The organism is Peptoniphilus phoceensis, assembly GCF_001517665.2.
GTDB lineage: Bacteria > Bacillota > Clostridia > Tissierellales > Peptoniphilaceae > Peptoniphilus_A > Peptoniphilus_A timonensis.
The window spans coordinates 273,177-291,423 of the sequence record NZ_LN999809.1; the positions used below are offsets into that span (position 1 = coordinate 273,177).

Consider the following 18,247-nt stretch of genomic DNA (forward strand, 5'->3'; position numbering starts at 1 on the left):
TTATGAGGATTTGTGCATTAGGGGATTCTATATTTGAAGGTTATTTAGTTGATGGAAAATCTTTAATTTATTATTTATCGGGAAAAGGTTATGATATTGACAACTATGGAGTTAATGGACTTACAAGTGATGAATTATTGTATTCATTAGATAATTTAATGGCCTATGATATAAATATTATTTGTATTGGCTTAAATGATTTTTTTAATGGCAAATCTCTTGATTATGTCTTAAATAATATTTATAAAATTGTAAGAAAATTAAAAGAAAATAAGGGGGAAATTTTTGTGATTTCACCTTACCAAACTTCAATTTATAATTTAGATGAAGCTTATAAAACTTTTATAAATTTTTCCTCAGTTAATAATAAGATTGAGGAATTTGACAAGATTTTAAAAGAAAATGAAGGCGATTATAAGCTAATTTCATTTTTTGATTTTGCCAAAGAAAATTCAATTGAAGAAGATTTAATTGATGGAATTCATCCAAATTCAAATCTTCACAAAAAACTTGCAGTCTATCTTGAGGAAGAATTAAATGGATATATTTGATATTTTTTGCAAAAAAATTGGATATAGAAAATTTTCAAAGAGAGAAAAAATCTTATCCTGTCTTTTAATTTTGCTTTTAACAGAATTTTTATTTTACAATTTCTTGATAAAAAAGGACTTACAAAAGATTTCAGAATTAGATTCAAATAATACTTTTAAAGAGGAAGTTGAGGATTATAATTTTAAAGGTTTTGAAGATTTTTCTCCAGAAAAACTAGAAAAGATATCTAAAGAAAATAATTTAGATGATAATAATTTTTCAAAAGAATCCCAATCTGATCTTGAAAGTCTATACATAAGAGGAAAAGTAAATTCTAAGGACTTAAATAATATAAAAAACTTTACAGAATATTACGGCTACTCAAATATTAATCTCACAAGAAAGGATGAATCTACTTACACTTATAATTTTAAGGCAGAAAAACCATCAAGGGCTATTTTTTATAGCGACTTAAAAAAGGCATATTTTGAAGAAGCTGAAGTAGAAAATCAAAATAAGAAAGATATAAATAAAAAGAAGGAAGAAGAAAAGAAAAATATAGTAAAGATTGAAAATACAAAAGTCACAAAAAATAGCAAGGGAACTATAAATAATACAGAAATTAAAAAAATTAGTTCTAATAAAAGTAAAACTAAGTCCTTGTCTAAAAATAAAGATTCAGACCTAATTAAAGGACACGAAGAATTTCTTTCAAAGCCTAATAAGAATTTATTGTTAAAAGAAAGAGAAGATAAAGATAATTTTGATTATAAAAATTTAGACGAAGAAAATGAAAATTTGAATTATTATCTTGAAGATTATAGTTTTATAACAGAAGATGGAGTAGATATAAAATATCACAAGGACTCAGCTTTGACTTCAGTTTTTGTCCATGAAAAAAATCTCACTGATATGATAAAACTTGGTCTTGATAGGTCTTGTGATGGAATTTCTTTGTCCCTTTATTTTCCTTACAAAGCATGCAAAGAATTTGGAACAATAAATAGCTATGGAGAAAAAGTGCCCTTCACTGGAGATATTTTTGAAGGTCAATGGTTTAGAGTTAATTTATTTCAATACGATACAAGTTATATTTATTTTATTCCTGAAAATGATAAAGATTTATTTTTATTCATAAAGGAAGTTGATTTTCATGAAGAGATTTAAGGGATTTAGCTTAATTGAGATGATTTTAAGTATTGCTATAATTTTAATTCTTCTTAGTACTGTAACTATTAATTTTAATATCAAGGATAAAATTGAAGCAAGAGAACAAATCAAGACAATGGCCCTTGATATAAAATTTTTAAAAAACTATGCTCAAATAAATAATACTAGAACTTCTATGGATATAAGTGATAATTCTTATACAATGAAATTTGGAGAAAAAAGTAAGGAAGTAAAATTTAACCAACTTGTAAAATTAGAAGAATCAAATCTAAATAATATAACCTTTACAAGCAAGGGAAAGCCATCATATATAAGGGACAAATCTTCAGCTGGAACTCTTATATATTCTGTGGGAAAAAAGAAATTTAGAATAAGCATCCAACCAGTTACAGGTAAGGTGAATATAAGTGAGTATGAAAGATAAAAATAAGGGGCATCTCATGTTGGAAGCACTATTTTCAATAGCTCTTCTTGCCCTAGTAGCTTCAACTATTTTGCCAAATATTATAAGTCTTTTGGAAAACCAAAACTATATTAGAGAAAGAGAAGAACTTATAAATGCTGTAAACTCGAGAATGGAAGAAATTATTGGAGAGTCTTATAACAATGAGGACCTGTCAATTGATTTTAGTTCAAATGATAATATAAATGATAAATTTAAAATTAATATTCAAAATGAGGAGCAAGGGAATTTAAATCATTTAATTGTAAGTGGAAAGAGGCGAAATTCAGATGAAGAAGTTAAAATGGAAATTTACTTGCCGAAAAAAGGGCTATTCACTTATTGAATTAGTGGTTTCCATGGGCATGATTTTAATAATTGGAATGGTTTTGACATCAATTCTTGGAGTTTCACAAAAAACTCTTAGTAAAACTTACTTAAATGAAAATGTAAATTCTGATGTATCCTATGCTCTTGAATACATAAAAGATGAAATTGCTTCTAGTGAGTTTTATGTAAATTTAAATGGAAATTTATACTTTGTAGAGAGATTGGGGGAAAATTATAATTACATAAGTTTTGCTTTAAAAGATAAAGAAATATATAGATTTTCAAGATTAGAAGATTCTATTGTTACAAGTGGAGAAATAAAGAACAAGGGAGCAAATGCCATTATAGACAAGATAGATGATTTTTCTATAAGTGACGAAGGAAATTTTTTTAGAATCAAAATAAAGTACAAGGACGAAGATGAAATTTCTACAAAGATTGCAAAGAGGATTAAGCTTTATGAATAAGAGAGAAAAGGGTTATATATACATTTTTACAATTATTCTTATTAGTCTTCTGGCAATCTTTTTTTACTTTATCTATTCTTATATTTCTAATTCAACAAATATAAGTAGAAATAGATTAGATGGAATTCAAGCGAATTATGCAGCTGAATCAGTTTTAAATATGAAAATCTCTGAAGAAGACTTTGAAGAAGAACTATCTAATTTTATTTTTAGCGATACAAGAAAGAGAAATTTAAGCGTAAATTCTTCTCCAAAGGACACAGAAGTTTTGAGTATGAGTTTATCTAAATCAGATTACTTGGATAAGGATAAAAAAGAGATTAACTATGTTGATTTAAAGGCAAATGTTAAATATAAAAACACACTTGCAAGCTCAAATATGAGAGCAAAATACATTAATAAAATTTATGAAGAAAAGGATGGGATTTTAAATTCTGGAAAAGTTTCTACAAATTATCTTGAAAAAATAAGAAAAGCTTATGAAGATGAGTCATGGATAAATAAAAGTTCAAAAGTTATTGTACTTGATGGTGATTTTATATATGCTTATCCCTATATTCTTGAAGAAGTTGAAGAATATGATGAAGAAACAGATTCATTTATTAAAAAGCGAAATAAAGTTTATAAAATAAAATCCACAGAAATAATTGTTCAAAATTCTGGCTCACTTAGCTTTGAGTCTGGAAGTAATTATCAAATTTTCATATTAAATGATAAAGTTTTGTTTAATGATAATGTAATATCTGGTATAATTATTTTAAAAGAGAATGCACAAATTTCAAATAATTTAGGAGTAGATGGATATTTAATAAACTTATATGATAAAAAAGCAAATATAAGTGTAGAATATTCTAAGCGAGTCTTCGAGATCTACGGTTATTTGTTGCCTGAATACATAAAATTTCAGCCAATGGCAATTAACTATAATGAAATAGAAGATAATACTTAAAATGGAGGAAAATATGATCAACGCAGGAGAACTAAGAAAAGGACTTACATTTGAATGGGACGGAGATGTTTGGGAAGTTATTGATTTCCAACACGTTAAACCTGGAAAGGGAGCAGCATTTGTAAGAAGTAAAATTAAATCAGTACTTACAGGTGGAATCAAGGATACAACTTTTAACCCATCTGAAAAATTTGAAAAAGTTGTAATTGAAAATAAAGAAATGCAATACCTATATTCTGATGGTGAACTTTATTATTTTATGGACCAAGAATCTTATGAACAAATTCCATTAGAAAAAGATATGGTTGAAGAAGCTCTTAACTTTATCAAAGAAAATGATATGGCAACTATTAATTTTTACAAAGGAAAGGCATTTAGGGTAACTCCTCCTAACTTTGTTGAATTAGAAGTAACACAAACTGAACCAGGAGTTAAGGGAGATACATCTAGTGGTGGATCAAAACCAGCTACTGTTGAAACAGGCTTTACTCTTAATGTGCCACTTTTCATTAACACAGGAGATATGATAAGAATTGACACTAGAGATGGCGAATATATGTCTAGAGTTTAATTTGGAGGAAATATGGAATATTTATTAAAAAGAATATCTTACCTACAAGGCCTTTGTGACGGTTATGACTTAGACACTACTACAAACGAAGGAAAAATTATTTCAGAACTTGTAGATATTCTAAGTGATGTTATCGATGAAATGAGAGAATCTCGCGAAGAAATTGAAGATTATGTAGACATTATCGAAGAAGATCTTGCTGATCTTGAAGATTATGTTTACGAAAATGACGACATTGACTTCGACTTATATGATGACGACTTCGACTTTGACGATTTAGACATCTATGATGAAGACGAAGAAGAGGCAGAAGAAGAATAAAATATTTTTAAAGGCGAGGGTAATCCTCGTCTTTTTTAAGATATAAAAATTTATTTATATTATTAGGAGTTGCTATGATAATAAAATCTGGAAGATTAATTGATCCAAAATCAAATAGAGATGAAGTTTTAGATATAAAAATTAAAGATGGAAAAATTCTTGCAATAGGAAAAAACTTAGAAAGCTCAGACTCACAAGAAGAAATAATCGATGCCAAGGGAAAAATTGTAGTCCCTGGACTTATTGATGTTCACGTACACTTTAGAGATCCAGGACAAACTCAAAAAGAAGATTTAGAGACAGGTAGTCAAGCTGCAGTAGCAGGTGGTTTTACAAGTGTAATTCAAATGGCTAACACTAGTCCCAAAATAGATTCAAAGGAAAAAATCTTAGAACATTATAAAAAAGCAAGAAATTTACCACTAAAAGTATTTACAGTTTCAGCTCTAACAAAAAATTTTGGAGATTTAGAACTTGTAGATATGGAAGAAAATTTCAAAAGAGGTGCTGTGGCTTTTACAGATGACGGTATTCCCAACAGAAATTCAAAATTAATCCTTGAAGCTATGGAAAGGGCAAAAAAGCTAGGTGCCCTAATTTCTTTTCACGAAGAAGATCCAGAATTAATATCTCAAAATGGAATAAATCATTCAGAAGTTTCAGAAAGTTTAGGGATTTTTGGATCACCTAATATTGCAGAAACATCCTTCATAGCAAGAGATGTTGCAATGGCAATTTATACTGGAGCAAAAGTTTCTATTCAACATATTTCCACAGGACTTGGAGTTGATTTAGTTAAGTTTGGGAAATCCATGGGTGCAAATATTTATGCAGAAGTTACTCCTCATCACATTGCACTAAATGATTCTGCAGTCTTAAAATATGGTAGTCTTGCAAAGATGAATCCGCCTCTTAGAAGTGAAAAAGATAGACTCAGAATTATAAAGGGTTTAAAAGAAGGAACAATAGAAATAATTGCAACAGATCACGCTCCCCACACAAAAGAAGAAAAAGAAAAAGAAATAACTAAGGCGCCTTCAGGAATAATTGGTCTCGAAACCTCATTCTCAGTTTGTTATGAAAATTTAGTATTGACAGGAGAAATAAGTCTTATGAAATTAATTGAGCTTATGTCTTATAATCCTGCAAGAATTTATGGTCTTGATGGAGGAAAAATAGAAGAAGGAGAAGTGGCAGATCTTGCTATAATTGATCTTGATAGCATTTATAAAATAGATAAATTTAAATCAAAATCATCTAATACACCTTTTAAAGATAAAAATTTAAAGGGAGAAGTCATATATACAATTTCTGATGGAAAGATAGTATACAAAAAATAAATATGTCAAAGTGGAAACAATGACAAAGGTTTTGACCAAAATCTTTAAAAATCTTTGTTATTAGTATATTATTAAAAAAGGGAGGTAGTTATGAAAAAAGTTAATTTAAAAATACTTAATTTTAAAAGTGTAAAAGATACTTTTAAAAGATTTCCCTTTACAATAATTTCTGCAATACTAGGAAGCATATTTTTGGTTCTTGCGACACACGATAGCTATTCCGAAGCTCTTAACAATAGATTAATTTCTTATGGTTTGGTTTTTGTATTCGCAATATTTCTATACGCTTTTATAAAACTTTTTAATGAAGGACTCAGAAATTTTTATGATTTAAAAAATTTAAAGAACAATAATTTATTAAAAATAATTTCTTATGTAATTACTTTGCCAATGCTATATGGCATTTATGAACTTGTTTTTGACGAAAAAGCTCCACTAAATAATTACAATGATAGATTTATTTATTTTACATTGATTGCAGCTTTAGTTGTAGCATCATCTTTTATTGCAAAGTTTAATTATCATGAAGATTATGTTGTCTATGTGGCAAAAATTTTGAAAGCTTTTATAATTTCAAACATATATAGTTTTATAGTTTTTGTGGGAATGTCTAGTATAGTTTTTGCTATAAATTCTCTATTTAACTTTAATTTTGGATCTATAGTTTATCTTAGAATAGGAATTATTTCTTTTATCCTATTTAACGTGATAACTTTTTTCCAAGATTTTCCAAAAGTTAGAGATTCTTTTACAGACTACAAGTATCCAAAAGCTTTTAAAATTCTATTAGTTTATATAATTACACCACTTGTGATTATTTATACACTAATACTTTTGGTTTATTTCATAAAGATATTAGTTCTTTGGCAAATTCCTAATAATCTCATTGTAAATTTAGTGATTTGGTTTTCAAGTTTTGCTGTAATTTACTTATTTTTCTTGTCTAGAGTGGATTCAATAGCTTTTATTAATAAATTTAAAGTTATTTTTCCAATAAGTTTATTTCCTCTACTTGCAATGATGTTTTTTGCAATTTACTTGAGAATAAGTGAATATGGACTAACTGAAAATAGGTACATCGTAATTGCTGCAGGACTTTGGGTATTTTTATCTTTAATTTATTATATTTTTTATAGAAATAATTCAAACATTACTATTCCAATTTTCTTGGCAATAATAATTCTAATTACGGGAATTGGGCCTGCATCTGCAATAAAACTTAGCACTAGATCACAAAATGCTAGGTTTGAAAGACTTTTAAAAGAAAACAATATGATTGCAGGACAATTTATTAATTCAGATGTCAATGTTGAGAGTTCTGTAAAAAACCAAATAATAGATATTGTTTCTTATATGGACAAAAGAAATAGAATAGAAGAACTAAAATATCTTCCAAAAGATTTTAAGCTAAGTGAAGAAAATTTCACTAGAGTATTTGGTTTCTCAAATAAAATTGAAGATAAGACTTATCTTGGTTATTCTTATACAGATAATATCAATAAAGAAGGGGAACTAGGATTTAATATGGACATAGAAGGTTATAAAAATATAATTTTTGTCTATTCTCTAGATAATGTTTCTATTTCTGGTAATTACAAGTTTGAAAGAGATAAAAAAGAAATAAATATTTATAAGAAAATTAATGAAGAATATAGATTGCAAAAAACTATTGATTTAATTGGTCTAAGAGATAAATTAAAAACTTTAAAGAAAACAAAAAATGAAATCAATTTAGAAGACCTTGCAATGGAAGATTCTAACATGAAAATTTATTTCACAAATCTTTATTTTGGAAATTATGAAAATATAGAAAATGCTTATGTAGAATTTTATCTCTTAACAAAATAGGAGTGATAATTTGTATTATATAAATTTTGAAAATGATGTTTTTATAGATGAAAACATAGACCTAAGTCACATAAAAGATATTTTGAGGATTTATCTAAATAGGTGTGATTCTTATCAAATCACTTTATTAAAAGATGATGAGAAGTCAAAAAAGGTAGTCGATGAATTTGCTGTCTATTCTGATGAAAATGGTTATGAATATATTTTTCAAGGAATTATTGATGAAGACTTTAAGAAAACAATTTTAGAAAATCTTATTGGAGAAATGGCACTTAACTTTATGGGCATAAGTCTTTATGATGATGGCATTTTAAAACTAGAAATTTTAAACTATGGAAGTGAAGTTTATATTTACGGTTTTGACGAAAAAACTGTTGTAAAATTTTCAGAAGAACTTGAAAAAGTTTATGGAATCAAAGAAGTAAATGTATATATAGAAAAAGATAGTGAAGAAAATAAAAATGAAGATAATCATAAGCACAATCACGAAAATAATTGCGACTGTCATTCACATGATAAAGATGATTCATGTGGATGCGGTAAGGACCATTGCCATTAGATAATAAAAAAAGAGTCTATCCCAGTTAATTGGATAGGCTCTTATTTTTTTATGAAAGTTCTTCAGATATTGCGGCAGAAATTTTTGGAAGAAGTTGTTTTTTTCTAGAAAGTAAGCCTTCTGATAGGAATTTATCAGAAACAAGATCTTTTCCAAATTTTCTTGCAATTGATTCTTTAAAGGATCCTGCCAAGATGACTTCTGAAACTTCCTTAAATATATCTGTAATCATTAGTACAAAAGTTTCTGCATCTGATGTTGCCACAAAATTTTCCATAGCTTCTTTTAAATCTTTTTCCACAGAAACTGTGCTTTCAAGATCCATTGTAAAAATTTGACAAACTCTTACATTTACACCTTCAATGGAAAAGTTTTTGACATCAGATTTTAATAACTCGTCAGGTTTTCTGCCTTCAAGACTTGTTCCTGCTCTAAACATCTTCATTGCAAAATCATCAACATCAATTGCTGCAATTTTTTTCATTTTATTTAAAACATATTTATCAGTTTCAGTTGATGTAGGAGATCTGAATAAAAGAGTATCAGAAATAATTGCCGCACAAAGGAGTCCTGCTATTTCTCTTGATGGTTTTATCCCATTTTCAAAAAACATTTTTGAGATAATTGTAGCAGTAGATCCAACAGGTTCGTTTCTAAAATATATTGGCGAAGATGTTGATATATTTGCAACTCTGTGATGATCTACAATTTGAATTATTTCTGCACATTCTATGTCGTCAATGGATTGGTTTCTTTCATTGTGATCCACTAATATTATTTTTTTCTTTAAATTTGAAATTAAATGATATCTTGAAATATTTCCAATTACTTTATTTTTATTGTCCAACACTGGATAGGATCTAAATCTTGATTGTGCCATTTTTTCTCTGACATCGTCAATTAAATCGTCCTTGTGAAATACTACAAGGTCATCTCTTGTCATGACATATTCTACAGGAACAGCTTGTGGCAAAATTCTTGCGACCATAAAAGTTGAAAGACCAGTAGATATTACAGCAACATTATTTTCTCTTGCAAGTTCCATTAAATCATCATCAAGTTTACTTGATATAGTAAGAATTAAAAGAGAAATTCCTTTTTTAATGACAGACTCTTGGTCTTTAATATCATCACCAACAATAACTATGTCGCCTTCATTTATCAAGTCTTGATTTTTTATAGCTTTTACAGCCATTTTTCCTGAAAGAGGTCTTAGATTTTCTGGTAGGTGTAGAACTTTTCCTTTAAGTACATCTAAAATATTTTCAAAACTTGTTTTACTTCTTCCAATAATTGAGTCGTCCCAAATTTCCATATAAGTAGATGCAATATTTGAAAGACTAACTATTCCAATTAAGTTGTCGTCATCGTCAACTACGGGGAGTGAATTGATATTATTTTTTTGGATTAAATCCATTGCTGATGCCATAGAAAGGCTAGGATTTACACAATAAGCTGCATCAATTTCAATATCACGAACTTGAGGTTTTATAGAATTTTTAATTCTTGGCTTTGGAACTTTAAAATAATCTAAGACAAATTCTGTTTCTTTGTTTAAATTTCCAAGCCTAATTGCTTCAGCGTCTTCGCCCATTTTATTTTTTAGCTCCGCAAGGGCAATGGCAGAACATATACTATCTGTATCTGGATTTTTGTGACCAGTTATATAAATTTTATTTTTCATATACCCTCCAAATTTCCTTGATATTATAACACACAAATTCGCCAAAATCTTGTAAAAATATATGAACTTAGGATATAATTTATGTGTGATAATATGAAAATAATAATAATTGGAGCAGGTGCTAGTGGAATAAGCACTGCTATAAATGCAAAAAATGAAAACAACGAGATTATACTTCTTGAAAAAAATGATAGGATTGGGAAAAAATTGTTGGCAACTGGCAACGGTAGGTGTAACTACACTAATTTAAATTTGTCAGAAAGTAATTATTCTTCTCCTGAATTTGTAAAAGAAACTATAAAAGATTTTAATAATGAAGATTTAATTAATTACTTTAAACTTTTGGGTCTTGAATCCACAAGTGATGGAAATAGAATTTATCCAATTACCTTAAAAGCCAATTCAGTATTAAATATTTTAATGTATTGGTTAGAAAAAAAGGGAATCGACATTAGAACAAATACTGAAGTTAAGGAGATCAAAAAGAATAAAAACTCCTATACTTTATTTACAAACAGTGGAAATTACGAAGCTGATGTAGTAATAATTGCTTTTGGAGGAAAAGCAATGCCAGCAAGTGGATCTGATGGAGTAAGTTTTGAAATTTTAAAGAAAATGGGAATAAAAGTCACAGATTTAAAAGCTGCACTCACTCAGCTAAAGCTTGATTCAAAATATTTAAAACATTTAAGTGGTACAAAAGTCATTGGAAAGGCAAGACTTTTAAAAAATAACAAAGTTATTGATGAGAGAGAAGGTGAAATTTTATTTACAAATTATGGAATAAGTGGTCCGCCGATTTTAGATTTGTCAGTAAATATTAGCAATGACAACGTAATAGAAGTTCCTCTTATAAATAATTTAAATGATGAAAGTATAGAAATGCTTTACAGAAGATACTATATGTTTGCAGATTTTTCTCTCGAAGAATATTTATTGGGGATTGTGGACAAAAAATTCATTCATTATATAGTCGACTTTTTAAATTTAGATAAAAACACAGCTATGAATATGATTTCTATGAGTGATTTTGAAAAAATTATAGGCTTATTGTTAAAGTCGCATTTTAGAGTGACAGGTAATACTGGTTTTAAAAATGCACAGGTCACTAGAGGTGGAGTTGATTTAAGTGAAGTAAATAGTTCTGATTATCAGTCCAAAAAATATAAAAATCTCTACATTATTGGAGAAGCTTTAAATATTGACGGAGACTGCGGAGGATATAATCTTCACTTTGCCTTTGCATGTGCCTATAGGCTTGGAAAAATACTTAGGGAAAAAAGTAATTTGCAATAGAAAGAATTTCAGATTAAAATAATCTTTGCGAATAAATTTAATAATTACTTATTGCAATAGATTTGGAGGAAGAATGTTTTATTTAGAGAAAAAATTAAAGGAATATGGAAATATTTCTGTTGGAATTGTGGGCTCAGGAATTATGGGAAGTTCACTTTTCACCTTACTAAGTCAAAATGAAAATTTTTATCCCCTAGTATTTTCTTCAAGAAATAGAAAAACACTAGAGGCTGCTATTGATTCTGCTAAGATTAATAAAAATGATCTTGCCTTTACTGATGATATTGAAGAGGCTAAAAATTTATTAAAAGAAAAAAAGTATATAGCTACTACTAATAATTTAATTGCTGCATCACTTGTAGACTGCCTAGTTGATTGTACTGGAGATACAGAAACTGGAACTGCACTTTCTCTTTGTGCCATTGATAATAAGGTTGATATTGTAAGTCTAAATGTAGAAATGGATGCAACAGTAGGACCTTATCTAAAACATTTGGCTGATGAAAAGGGAGTTATTTACTCTGGAACTAAGGGAGACGAGCCAGGTGCTATTGTAGAAATTTATGAATTTGCAAAAAATTGTGGTTTTGAAGTCTTAGTATTAGGCAAGGGAAAAAATAATGAATTAAATAATTATGCAAATCCAGAAAGCTTAAAAGAAAGTGCTGAAAAAAAAGGCATTAATCCTAGAATGTTAACTTCTTTTGTTGATGGAACTAATACTATGATTGAACTAAATGCTGTTTGCAATGCTCTTGGATTTGTACCTGATATAAGAGGATGTCATTTTATTGATACTGAAGCAAAAAAGATAGCAGAGGATTATAAATTAAAAGAAGATGGCGGAATTTTAACTTCTTATGGCGTTGTTGATTTTGCAACAGGAATTGCTCCAGGTGTTTTTGCAGTAGTTAGACCAAAATCAGAAATAATAGATAAGGAAATGAAATATCTTTCAATGGGAGAAGGTCCAAATTACGCTATTTATAGACCCTATCATTTGACAAGTATTGAAACTGTCATTTCTATTATTAAGGCAGTTGTCCTAAGAGATGAATCAATTGCTCCTATGGGAGAACCCTTTGCAGAAACAGTATCTATTGCAAAAAGAGACATAAAAAAGGGAGAAAAGTTTGATTCTATTGGTGGAGAAATGATTTTTGGAAGTCTTGAAAAGAAAGAAGATCAATTAAAGGGAAACCATCTGCCAATTGGAATTGTAACTGAGGGTTCTTTTGCAAAAAGAGATATCAAGAAGGGATCTTTACTTACTTATGATGACATATCTTTAAATGAAGATTCAGAAATTGTTAAATTAAGAAAAAAACAAGATGACTATTTTAAAAAATAAACAAAAATGATATAATATGTGAAATAGGTGATAAAATGAGAATAACACAAGAAACAGACTATGCATTTCGCATTGTTAGTTATCTAGCCAAAAATGAGGGCAAAGTCGTTGGAGCACCGCAAATTGCTGAAAGCGAAGGTGTTACTAAAAGATTTACTCTTAGAATTTTGAGAAAATTAAATTTAGCTGGTATTACAGATGCGAAAAGAGGATCGAAGGGCGGTTATTATTTAAAGAAACCCAAGGAAGAAATCACTTTGTATGATATACTTATAGCTGTAGATGGTCCTATTGTAATTAATAGGTGTCTACAAGAAGAAGACTCATTTTGCAGTAAGCATTCTGATGGGGATACGAGAAATTGTAAATTCCACGTTGCCCTTGCTGGTATGCAATCAAATATTATTAAAATGTTTAAGAGTCAAACAATCGACAACTTCATATAAGCTGTGAAGAGGACGGTAATTTTTAAAAAAGTAAGAGAGCAGTTGTTTGGTGCGAAACTGTATTTTTAGATTTTACAGATCACCTTGGAGCTCAAAGGTCAAAAGCCTTTGCGTATTTTGCGTTAAAATATTTAAGTGATAGTTTCCTATAATTAGGGTGGTACCGCGGTTAGTTCGTCCCTTCTCTTTTGAGAGGGGACTTTTTTTATATAAAAATTGGAAGAATAAGGAGTTTTAGATGAAAATGTTTAAAGAATTATCTAAAGACAGTGTAAGTGAAAGAGAAGAGAGAATCTCAAAATTTTGGGATGAAATAGATCTTCTTCACAAATCTGTTGAAACAAGAGAAGATGGAGAAAATTATATATTCTATGAAGGACCTCCAACTGCAAATGGAAAGCCAGGAATACACCATGTTATGGCAAGAACTTTAAAGGATTTAACTTGTAGATACCATACAATGTTGGGATATAAGGTAAAGAGAAAAGCAGGTTGGGATACACATGGTCTTCCAGTAGAAATAGAAGTAGAAAAGAAATTAGACCTTCACAACAAACAAGACATTGAATCTTATGGTGTTGAGGCCTTTAACAAAAAATGTAGAGAATCTGTTTTTGAATATGAAAGAGAATGGAGAAGCCTTACAAGAAGAATGGGTTATCTAATTGACTTGGATCATCCTTATATTACTCTTGAAAATAATTATATTGAATCTGTTTGGCATATTCTTGACAAGATGTTTAAAGAAGGTCTTATTTATGAAGGACACAAGATTGTACCTTATTGTCCAAGATGTGGAACTGGACTTGCATCTCACGAAGTAGCTCAAGGTTACGAAGAAATTAAGACTACAACTGCAACTTGTAAATTTAAGTTAAAGGACAAGGAAGACGAATATTTCTTGGCATGGACAACAACTCCATGGACACTTCCATCAAATGTTGCCCTAGCTGTTAATCCTAAAGTTGAATATATAAAAGTTAAGCACTCAGACGGAAATATTTATTATGTAGCAAAATCTCTTGCAAAACAAGTATTTAAAGATGATGAATACGAAGTTCTAGAAGAAATGCTTGGAAAAGATCTTGAATACACTGAATATGAACAACTTCTTAAATTCCTTACACCAGATAAAAAAGCTTTCTTTGTAATTTGTGCAGACTATGTAACAACAGAAGACGGTACTGGTATTGTTCACATTGCTCCAGCTTTTGGTGAAGATGACTATCAAACAGCAAGGGGATATGACCTTCCAATGTTAAAACCAGTTGATGAAGAAGGAAAATTTACAGATACACCTTGGAAGGGTCAATTTGTAATTGATGCTGACCACGATGTTCTTCATTATCTAATTGATAATAATCTTTTATTCTCTAAACAAAAGATGCTTCACAATTATCCACACTGCTGGAGATGTCACACTCCACTAATTTATTATGCTCATCCATCATGGTATATTGAAGTGACTAAGTTTAAAGATAAATTAATTAAAAATAACGAAGGTGTAAACTGGTTCCCAGATTTCGTAGGAGAAAAAAGATTTGGAAATTGGCTAGAAAATTTAAATGACTGGGCAATTTCAAGATCAAGATATTGGGGCACACCTCTACCAATTTGGAGATGTGAATGTGGTCATACAGAATCTGTTGGTTCAATTGAAGATCTTAGAAATAAAGCAGTAGAAGATGTAAGTGAAGATGTTGAACTTCACAGACCTTATGTTGATGATATTCATCTAAAATGTCCAAAATGTGGTAAGGAAATGACTAGAGAATCAGATGTAATTGATGTTTGGTTTGATTCAGGAGCTATGCCTTTTGCTCAATGGCACTATCCATTTGAAAATAAAGATAACTTTGATGAACTGTTCCCAGCAGATTTTATTTCTGAAGGTATAGATCAAACTAGAGGTTGGTTTTATTCACTTCTTGCAATTTCAACTTATATGACTGGCAAGAGTCCATATAAGAATGTACTTGTCAATGATCTTATCCTTGATAAGGAAGGTAAGAAGATGTCAAAATCACGTGGAAACACTGTTGCTCCATTTGAATTATTTGATAGATATGGCTCAGATGTTGTTAGATGGTATTTACTATATGTTTCACCACCATGGACACCAACAAAATTTGATGAAGATGGTCTTCGTGAAATTGAATCAAAATTCTTTAGATCACTTAGAAACACTTATAATTTCTTCAGTCTTTATGCCAATACTGACGAAATTGATCCAAGAGAAGGAAAAGTTTCTTATGACGATTTAGAAGAAATAGATAAATGGTTACTATCTAAATACAATAGACTTGTAAAAAATGTAAGAGAAGATATGGATGCTTTTGAACTTACAAAAGTTGTAAGGGAAATCCAAGACTTTGTCATAGAAGATATTTCTAACTGGTATATAAGAAGAAACAGAAGAAGATTCTGGAAAACAGACAAAGACAACACAAAAATTGCAGTATACAAGACAACTTACGAAGTTTTACTTGGAGTTACAAAATTAATTGCTCCAATAGTTCCATTTACTGCAGAAGAATTATTTAAGTCATTAACTGATGAAGAATCAGTTCACTTAGTCGATTATCCAACTTATGATGAAAATATGATTAATGATAAAGTTGAAGAAAAAATGGATCTTGTAAGAGATCTTGTAACTTTAGGAAGAGCTTCAAGAGAAGAAGCTAAGATTAAAGTAAGACAACCTCTTTCAAAAGTTATCATTGACGGAAAATATAAGGATATAATTGGAGAACTAACAGACTTAATAAAAGAAGAACTTAATGTTAAAGAAGTTCAATTTGAAAATGACCTTTCAGAATATATGGAATTTGAACTAAAACCAAACTTTAGAGTTTGCGGAAGTATTTTAGGCTCAAAAGTTAAGGATTTTGGAAAATTGTTAAGAGAAGTTGATGCAAAAGAATTACTAGCAAAACTTGATGAAGGCAAAGTTAATCTTGAAATATCTGGTGAAGAAACAGAAATTGAAAGAGATTTTGTAGAAGTTAAAATTTCTGCAAAAGAAGGTTTTGATGTAATAATGGAAAACAACTTATTTGTAATTCTTGACACAGAACTTAATGAAGAACTTTTAAATGAAGGTTATGTTAGAGAATTTGTATCAAAAATTCAACAATTGAGAAAGAAAAAAGATTTAGATATTTTAGATAATATTAAGATAAGCTACAAGTCTGATGAAGAAGTGGAAAAAGCTATTGAATCAGATAAAGAATTTATTAAATCAGAAACTCTTGCTCTTGAAATTGAAAATATAGAAAATGATGCAGATATTGAAAATCTAAATGGTCACGATATAAAAATAAATATAGAAAAAATGTGAAAATAAAAAATAAGGTTCTAGGAAACTAGAGCCTTATTTTTATGCAAACTTTTATAATATTTTCTCTAACAAAAATATAATAAATTATTTTATTAAAGAACTGCTTCTAAAAATTTCTTTGTATTTAAATTATTTGTCTTATTGAAAATGTAATCGGGACTTCCCAAGTCTTCTACAATTCCGTCTTTCATAAAGACAATCGTATCAGAAATTTCACGAGCAAAACCCATTTCGTGAGTAACTATAATCATAGTTAATTTGTCCTTTAAAGATTTAATTACATTTAAAACTTCTTTTACCATTTCAGGATCAAGTGCTGAAGTTGGTTCATCAAAAAGGAGAACTTTTGGTTTATTTGCAAGAGCTCTGGCAATTGCGACTCTTTGTTTTTGTCCACCAGATAATGAAGAAGGATAAAAATCTTTTTTATCTTCAAGTCCCATACTCTTTAAAAGATATATAGCATAATCTTTTGCAGATTTTTCGTCTTCACCTTTTACTTTAATAGGTGCAAGAGTTATATTTTCTAAAACAGTTTTATTTGGAAATAAATTAAAATTTTGAAAGACCATTCCAATTTCCAATCTTATTTTTTCCAAATTTGGGTTGTCACCGCTTATTTCATAACCATCTAAATAAATATTTCCTCCATTTATTTTTTCTAGTAAATTTATTGACCTCAATAAGGTTGACTTTCCAGATCCACTTGCACCAATTATTGATGTTACAGTTAAATCATCTATATCTAAATTTATTCCTTTTAAAACTTCTTTATCGCCAAAGGACTTTTGTAAATTTTTAATTTTTATCATATTTTCCCTCCACAAATTTTAAGAGCCTAGATAAAGTAAAAGTTATAGCAAAATAAAGTAGAGAACCTATTATAAGAGGTTCTAGAGCTTTATAAGATGAACCCCTCACTAAATTTACATTATACATTATGTCAGTTACTCCAATAGTTGAAATAATTGAAGTTTCTTTTATAACTGCTATAAATTCGTTGGCAAGAGCTGGCAAAATATTTTTTGTGGCTTGGGGAAGAATCACTTCTTCCATTGCCAAAGATTTTTTCATTCCAAGAGATCTTGCAGCTTCCATTTGTCCCTTGTCAATGGCATTTATACCAGATCTTATAATTTCTGCAACATAGGCAGCGGAATTTAAACTAACAGCTATGACGCCTGTTATATAGGCAAAAGATGAAATTGAGAGTCCAAAACTTTTAAAATCTATTATACTTGCGAGACCAAAGAAAATAAAAAATACTTGAGTAAGCATTGGAGTTCCTCTCACAATTTCTAGATATGCACTTGAAAAAACTTTTAGACTTTTTATTTCAGAAGATTTCATAAGGTACAAAAATAAACCAAAAATAGAACCTAAGACCACAGAAATTAGTGAAAGTGATAAAGTGACCAAAAGCCCCTTAAAATAATATGAACTATACTTTGCAAAAATTTCTACACTTGTTCCAAAAAAGCCAAACAACAATTTTCCAGAAATTAATAAAAATATTAAAAAGGCTAGAATGACTAAGCCATTTATAAGATTATTTTTAGAAAATTTTTTATTTTCAATTTTATAAATATTTTCCATAAAGTC

18 protein-coding genes and 1 other annotated feature are annotated in these 18,247 nt (G+C 29.0%); of the genes, 15 read left to right on the forward strand and 3 right to left on the reverse strand.

The window, feature by feature from the left end:
* Nucleotides 1-2 precede the first annotated feature (2 nt).
* From BN3657_RS05545 to BN3657_RS05595, 11 genes are all read left to right on the forward strand, one after another.
* Nucleotides 3-551, forward strand: a complete 549-nt coding sequence (locus BN3657_RS05545; RefSeq protein ID WP_062552099.1) for an SGNH/GDSL hydrolase family protein — start codon at nucleotides 3-5, stop codon at nucleotides 549-551.
* Nucleotides 538-1,698 carry a hypothetical protein gene (locus BN3657_RS05550; RefSeq protein ID WP_062552100.1) on the forward strand — a complete coding sequence of 387 codons (1,161 nt, stop codon included), beginning with the start codon at nucleotides 538-540 and terminating at the stop codon, nucleotides 1,696-1,698. Before BN3657_RS05545 ends, BN3657_RS05550 begins: the two co-directional genes overlap by 14 nt.
* Nucleotides 1,685-2,125: a prepilin-type N-terminal cleavage/methylation domain-containing protein gene (locus BN3657_RS05555; RefSeq protein ID WP_062552101.1), complete on the forward strand. Its 441-nt coding sequence runs from the start codon at nucleotides 1,685-1,687 to the stop codon at nucleotides 2,123-2,125. The genes BN3657_RS05550 and BN3657_RS05555 overlap by 14 nt, the downstream gene beginning before the upstream one ends.
* Nucleotides 2,115-2,489 (forward strand): type II secretion system protein, encoded by a 375-nt coding sequence (locus BN3657_RS05560; RefSeq protein WP_230204188.1) that lies wholly within the window; start codon nucleotides 2,115-2,117, stop codon nucleotides 2,487-2,489. The genes BN3657_RS05555 and BN3657_RS05560 overlap by 11 nt, the downstream gene beginning before the upstream one ends.
* A complete protein-coding gene (locus tag BN3657_RS05565) occupies nucleotides 2,434-2,940 on the forward strand; it encodes a type II secretion system protein (protein WP_062552102.1) in 507 nt (168 codons plus the stop codon). Before BN3657_RS05560 ends, BN3657_RS05565 begins: the two co-directional genes overlap by 56 nt.
* A complete protein-coding gene (locus tag BN3657_RS05570) occupies nucleotides 2,933-3,889 on the forward strand; it encodes a hypothetical protein (RefSeq protein ID WP_062552103.1) in 957 nt (318 codons plus the stop codon). The genes BN3657_RS05565 and BN3657_RS05570 overlap by 8 nt, the downstream gene beginning before the upstream one ends.
* A gap of 13 nt (nucleotides 3,890-3,902) precedes the next feature.
* A complete protein-coding gene (gene efp, locus BN3657_RS05575; RefSeq protein ID WP_062552104.1) occupies nucleotides 3,903-4,460 on the forward strand; it encodes an elongation factor P in 558 nt (185 codons plus the stop codon).
* A gap of 12 nt (nucleotides 4,461-4,472) precedes the next feature.
* Entirely contained in the window at nucleotides 4,473-4,781 is a 309-nt protein-coding gene (locus BN3657_RS05580; protein WP_019138096.1) for a CD1247 N-terminal domain-containing protein, read from the forward strand.
* A gap of 74 nt (nucleotides 4,782-4,855) precedes the next feature.
* On the forward strand, nucleotides 4,856-6,121 hold the full coding sequence (locus BN3657_RS05585; RefSeq protein WP_062552105.1) for a dihydroorotase: 1,266 nt from the start codon (nucleotides 4,856-4,858) through the stop codon (nucleotides 6,119-6,121).
* Between the two features lie 90 nt (nucleotides 6,122-6,211).
* On the forward strand, nucleotides 6,212-7,969 hold the full coding sequence (locus tag BN3657_RS05590) for a DUF4153 domain-containing protein (protein WP_062552106.1): 1,758 nt from the start codon (nucleotides 6,212-6,214) through the stop codon (nucleotides 7,967-7,969).
* Between the two features lie 10 nt (nucleotides 7,970-7,979).
* Nucleotides 7,980-8,528 carry a hypothetical protein gene (locus BN3657_RS05595; RefSeq protein ID WP_062552107.1) on the forward strand — a complete coding sequence of 183 codons (549 nt, stop codon included), beginning with the start codon at nucleotides 7,980-7,982 and terminating at the stop codon, nucleotides 8,526-8,528.
* Between the two features lie 49 nt (nucleotides 8,529-8,577).
* Here the strand turns inward: BN3657_RS05595 and BN3657_RS05600 are convergent, their stop codons facing one another.
* A complete protein-coding gene (locus BN3657_RS05600) occupies nucleotides 8,578-10,212 on the reverse strand; it encodes a putative manganese-dependent inorganic diphosphatase (RefSeq protein WP_062552108.1) in 1,635 nt (544 codons plus the stop codon).
* Between the two features lie 93 nt (nucleotides 10,213-10,305).
* Here BN3657_RS05600 and BN3657_RS05605 point away from each other — a divergent pair, with 93 nt between their 5' ends.
* The 4 genes from BN3657_RS05605 to ileS all read left to right on the forward strand — a co-directional run bounded on the left by BN3657_RS05605 (nucleotide 10,306) and on the right by ileS (nucleotide 16,645).
* Entirely contained in the window at nucleotides 10,306-11,508 is a 1,203-nt protein-coding gene (locus BN3657_RS05605) for an aminoacetone oxidase family FAD-binding enzyme (RefSeq protein ID WP_062552558.1), read from the forward strand.
* Nucleotides 11,509-11,581: 73 nt separating this feature from the next.
* Nucleotides 11,582-12,859, forward strand: coding sequence for an NAD(P)H-dependent oxidoreductase (locus BN3657_RS05610; RefSeq protein WP_062552109.1), 1,278 nt, complete (start codon nucleotides 11,582-11,584; stop codon nucleotides 12,857-12,859).
* Nucleotides 12,860-12,894: 35 nt separating this feature from the next.
* The gene (locus tag BN3657_RS05615) at nucleotides 12,895-13,305 is read left to right on the forward strand and encodes an RrF2 family transcriptional regulator (RefSeq protein WP_019138104.1); all 411 of its coding nucleotides are present in this window, start codon (nucleotides 12,895-12,897) and stop codon (nucleotides 13,303-13,305) included.
* Nucleotides 13,300-13,490, forward strand: a binding site (T-box leader). Its footprint overlaps the gene before it by 6 nt.
* A gap of 53 nt (nucleotides 13,491-13,543) precedes the next feature.
* On the forward strand, nucleotides 13,544-16,645 hold the full coding sequence (gene ileS, locus BN3657_RS05620) for an isoleucine--tRNA ligase (RefSeq protein ID WP_062552110.1): 3,102 nt from the start codon (nucleotides 13,544-13,546) through the stop codon (nucleotides 16,643-16,645).
* A gap of 92 nt (nucleotides 16,646-16,737) precedes the next feature.
* Here the strand turns inward: ileS and BN3657_RS05625 are convergent, their stop codons facing one another.
* Together BN3657_RS05625 and BN3657_RS05630 are read right to left on the reverse strand one after the other, a co-directional pair.
* Nucleotides 16,738-17,457, reverse strand: a complete 720-nt coding sequence (locus BN3657_RS05625; RefSeq protein WP_062552111.1) for an amino acid ABC transporter ATP-binding protein — start codon at nucleotides 17,455-17,457, stop codon at nucleotides 16,738-16,740.
* Nucleotides 17,444-18,241, reverse strand: a complete 798-nt coding sequence (locus BN3657_RS05630) for an amino acid ABC transporter permease (protein ID WP_062552112.1) — start codon at nucleotides 18,239-18,241, stop codon at nucleotides 17,444-17,446. The genes BN3657_RS05625 and BN3657_RS05630 overlap by 14 nt, the downstream gene beginning before the upstream one ends.
* Nucleotides 18,242-18,247: the final 6 nt, after the last annotated feature.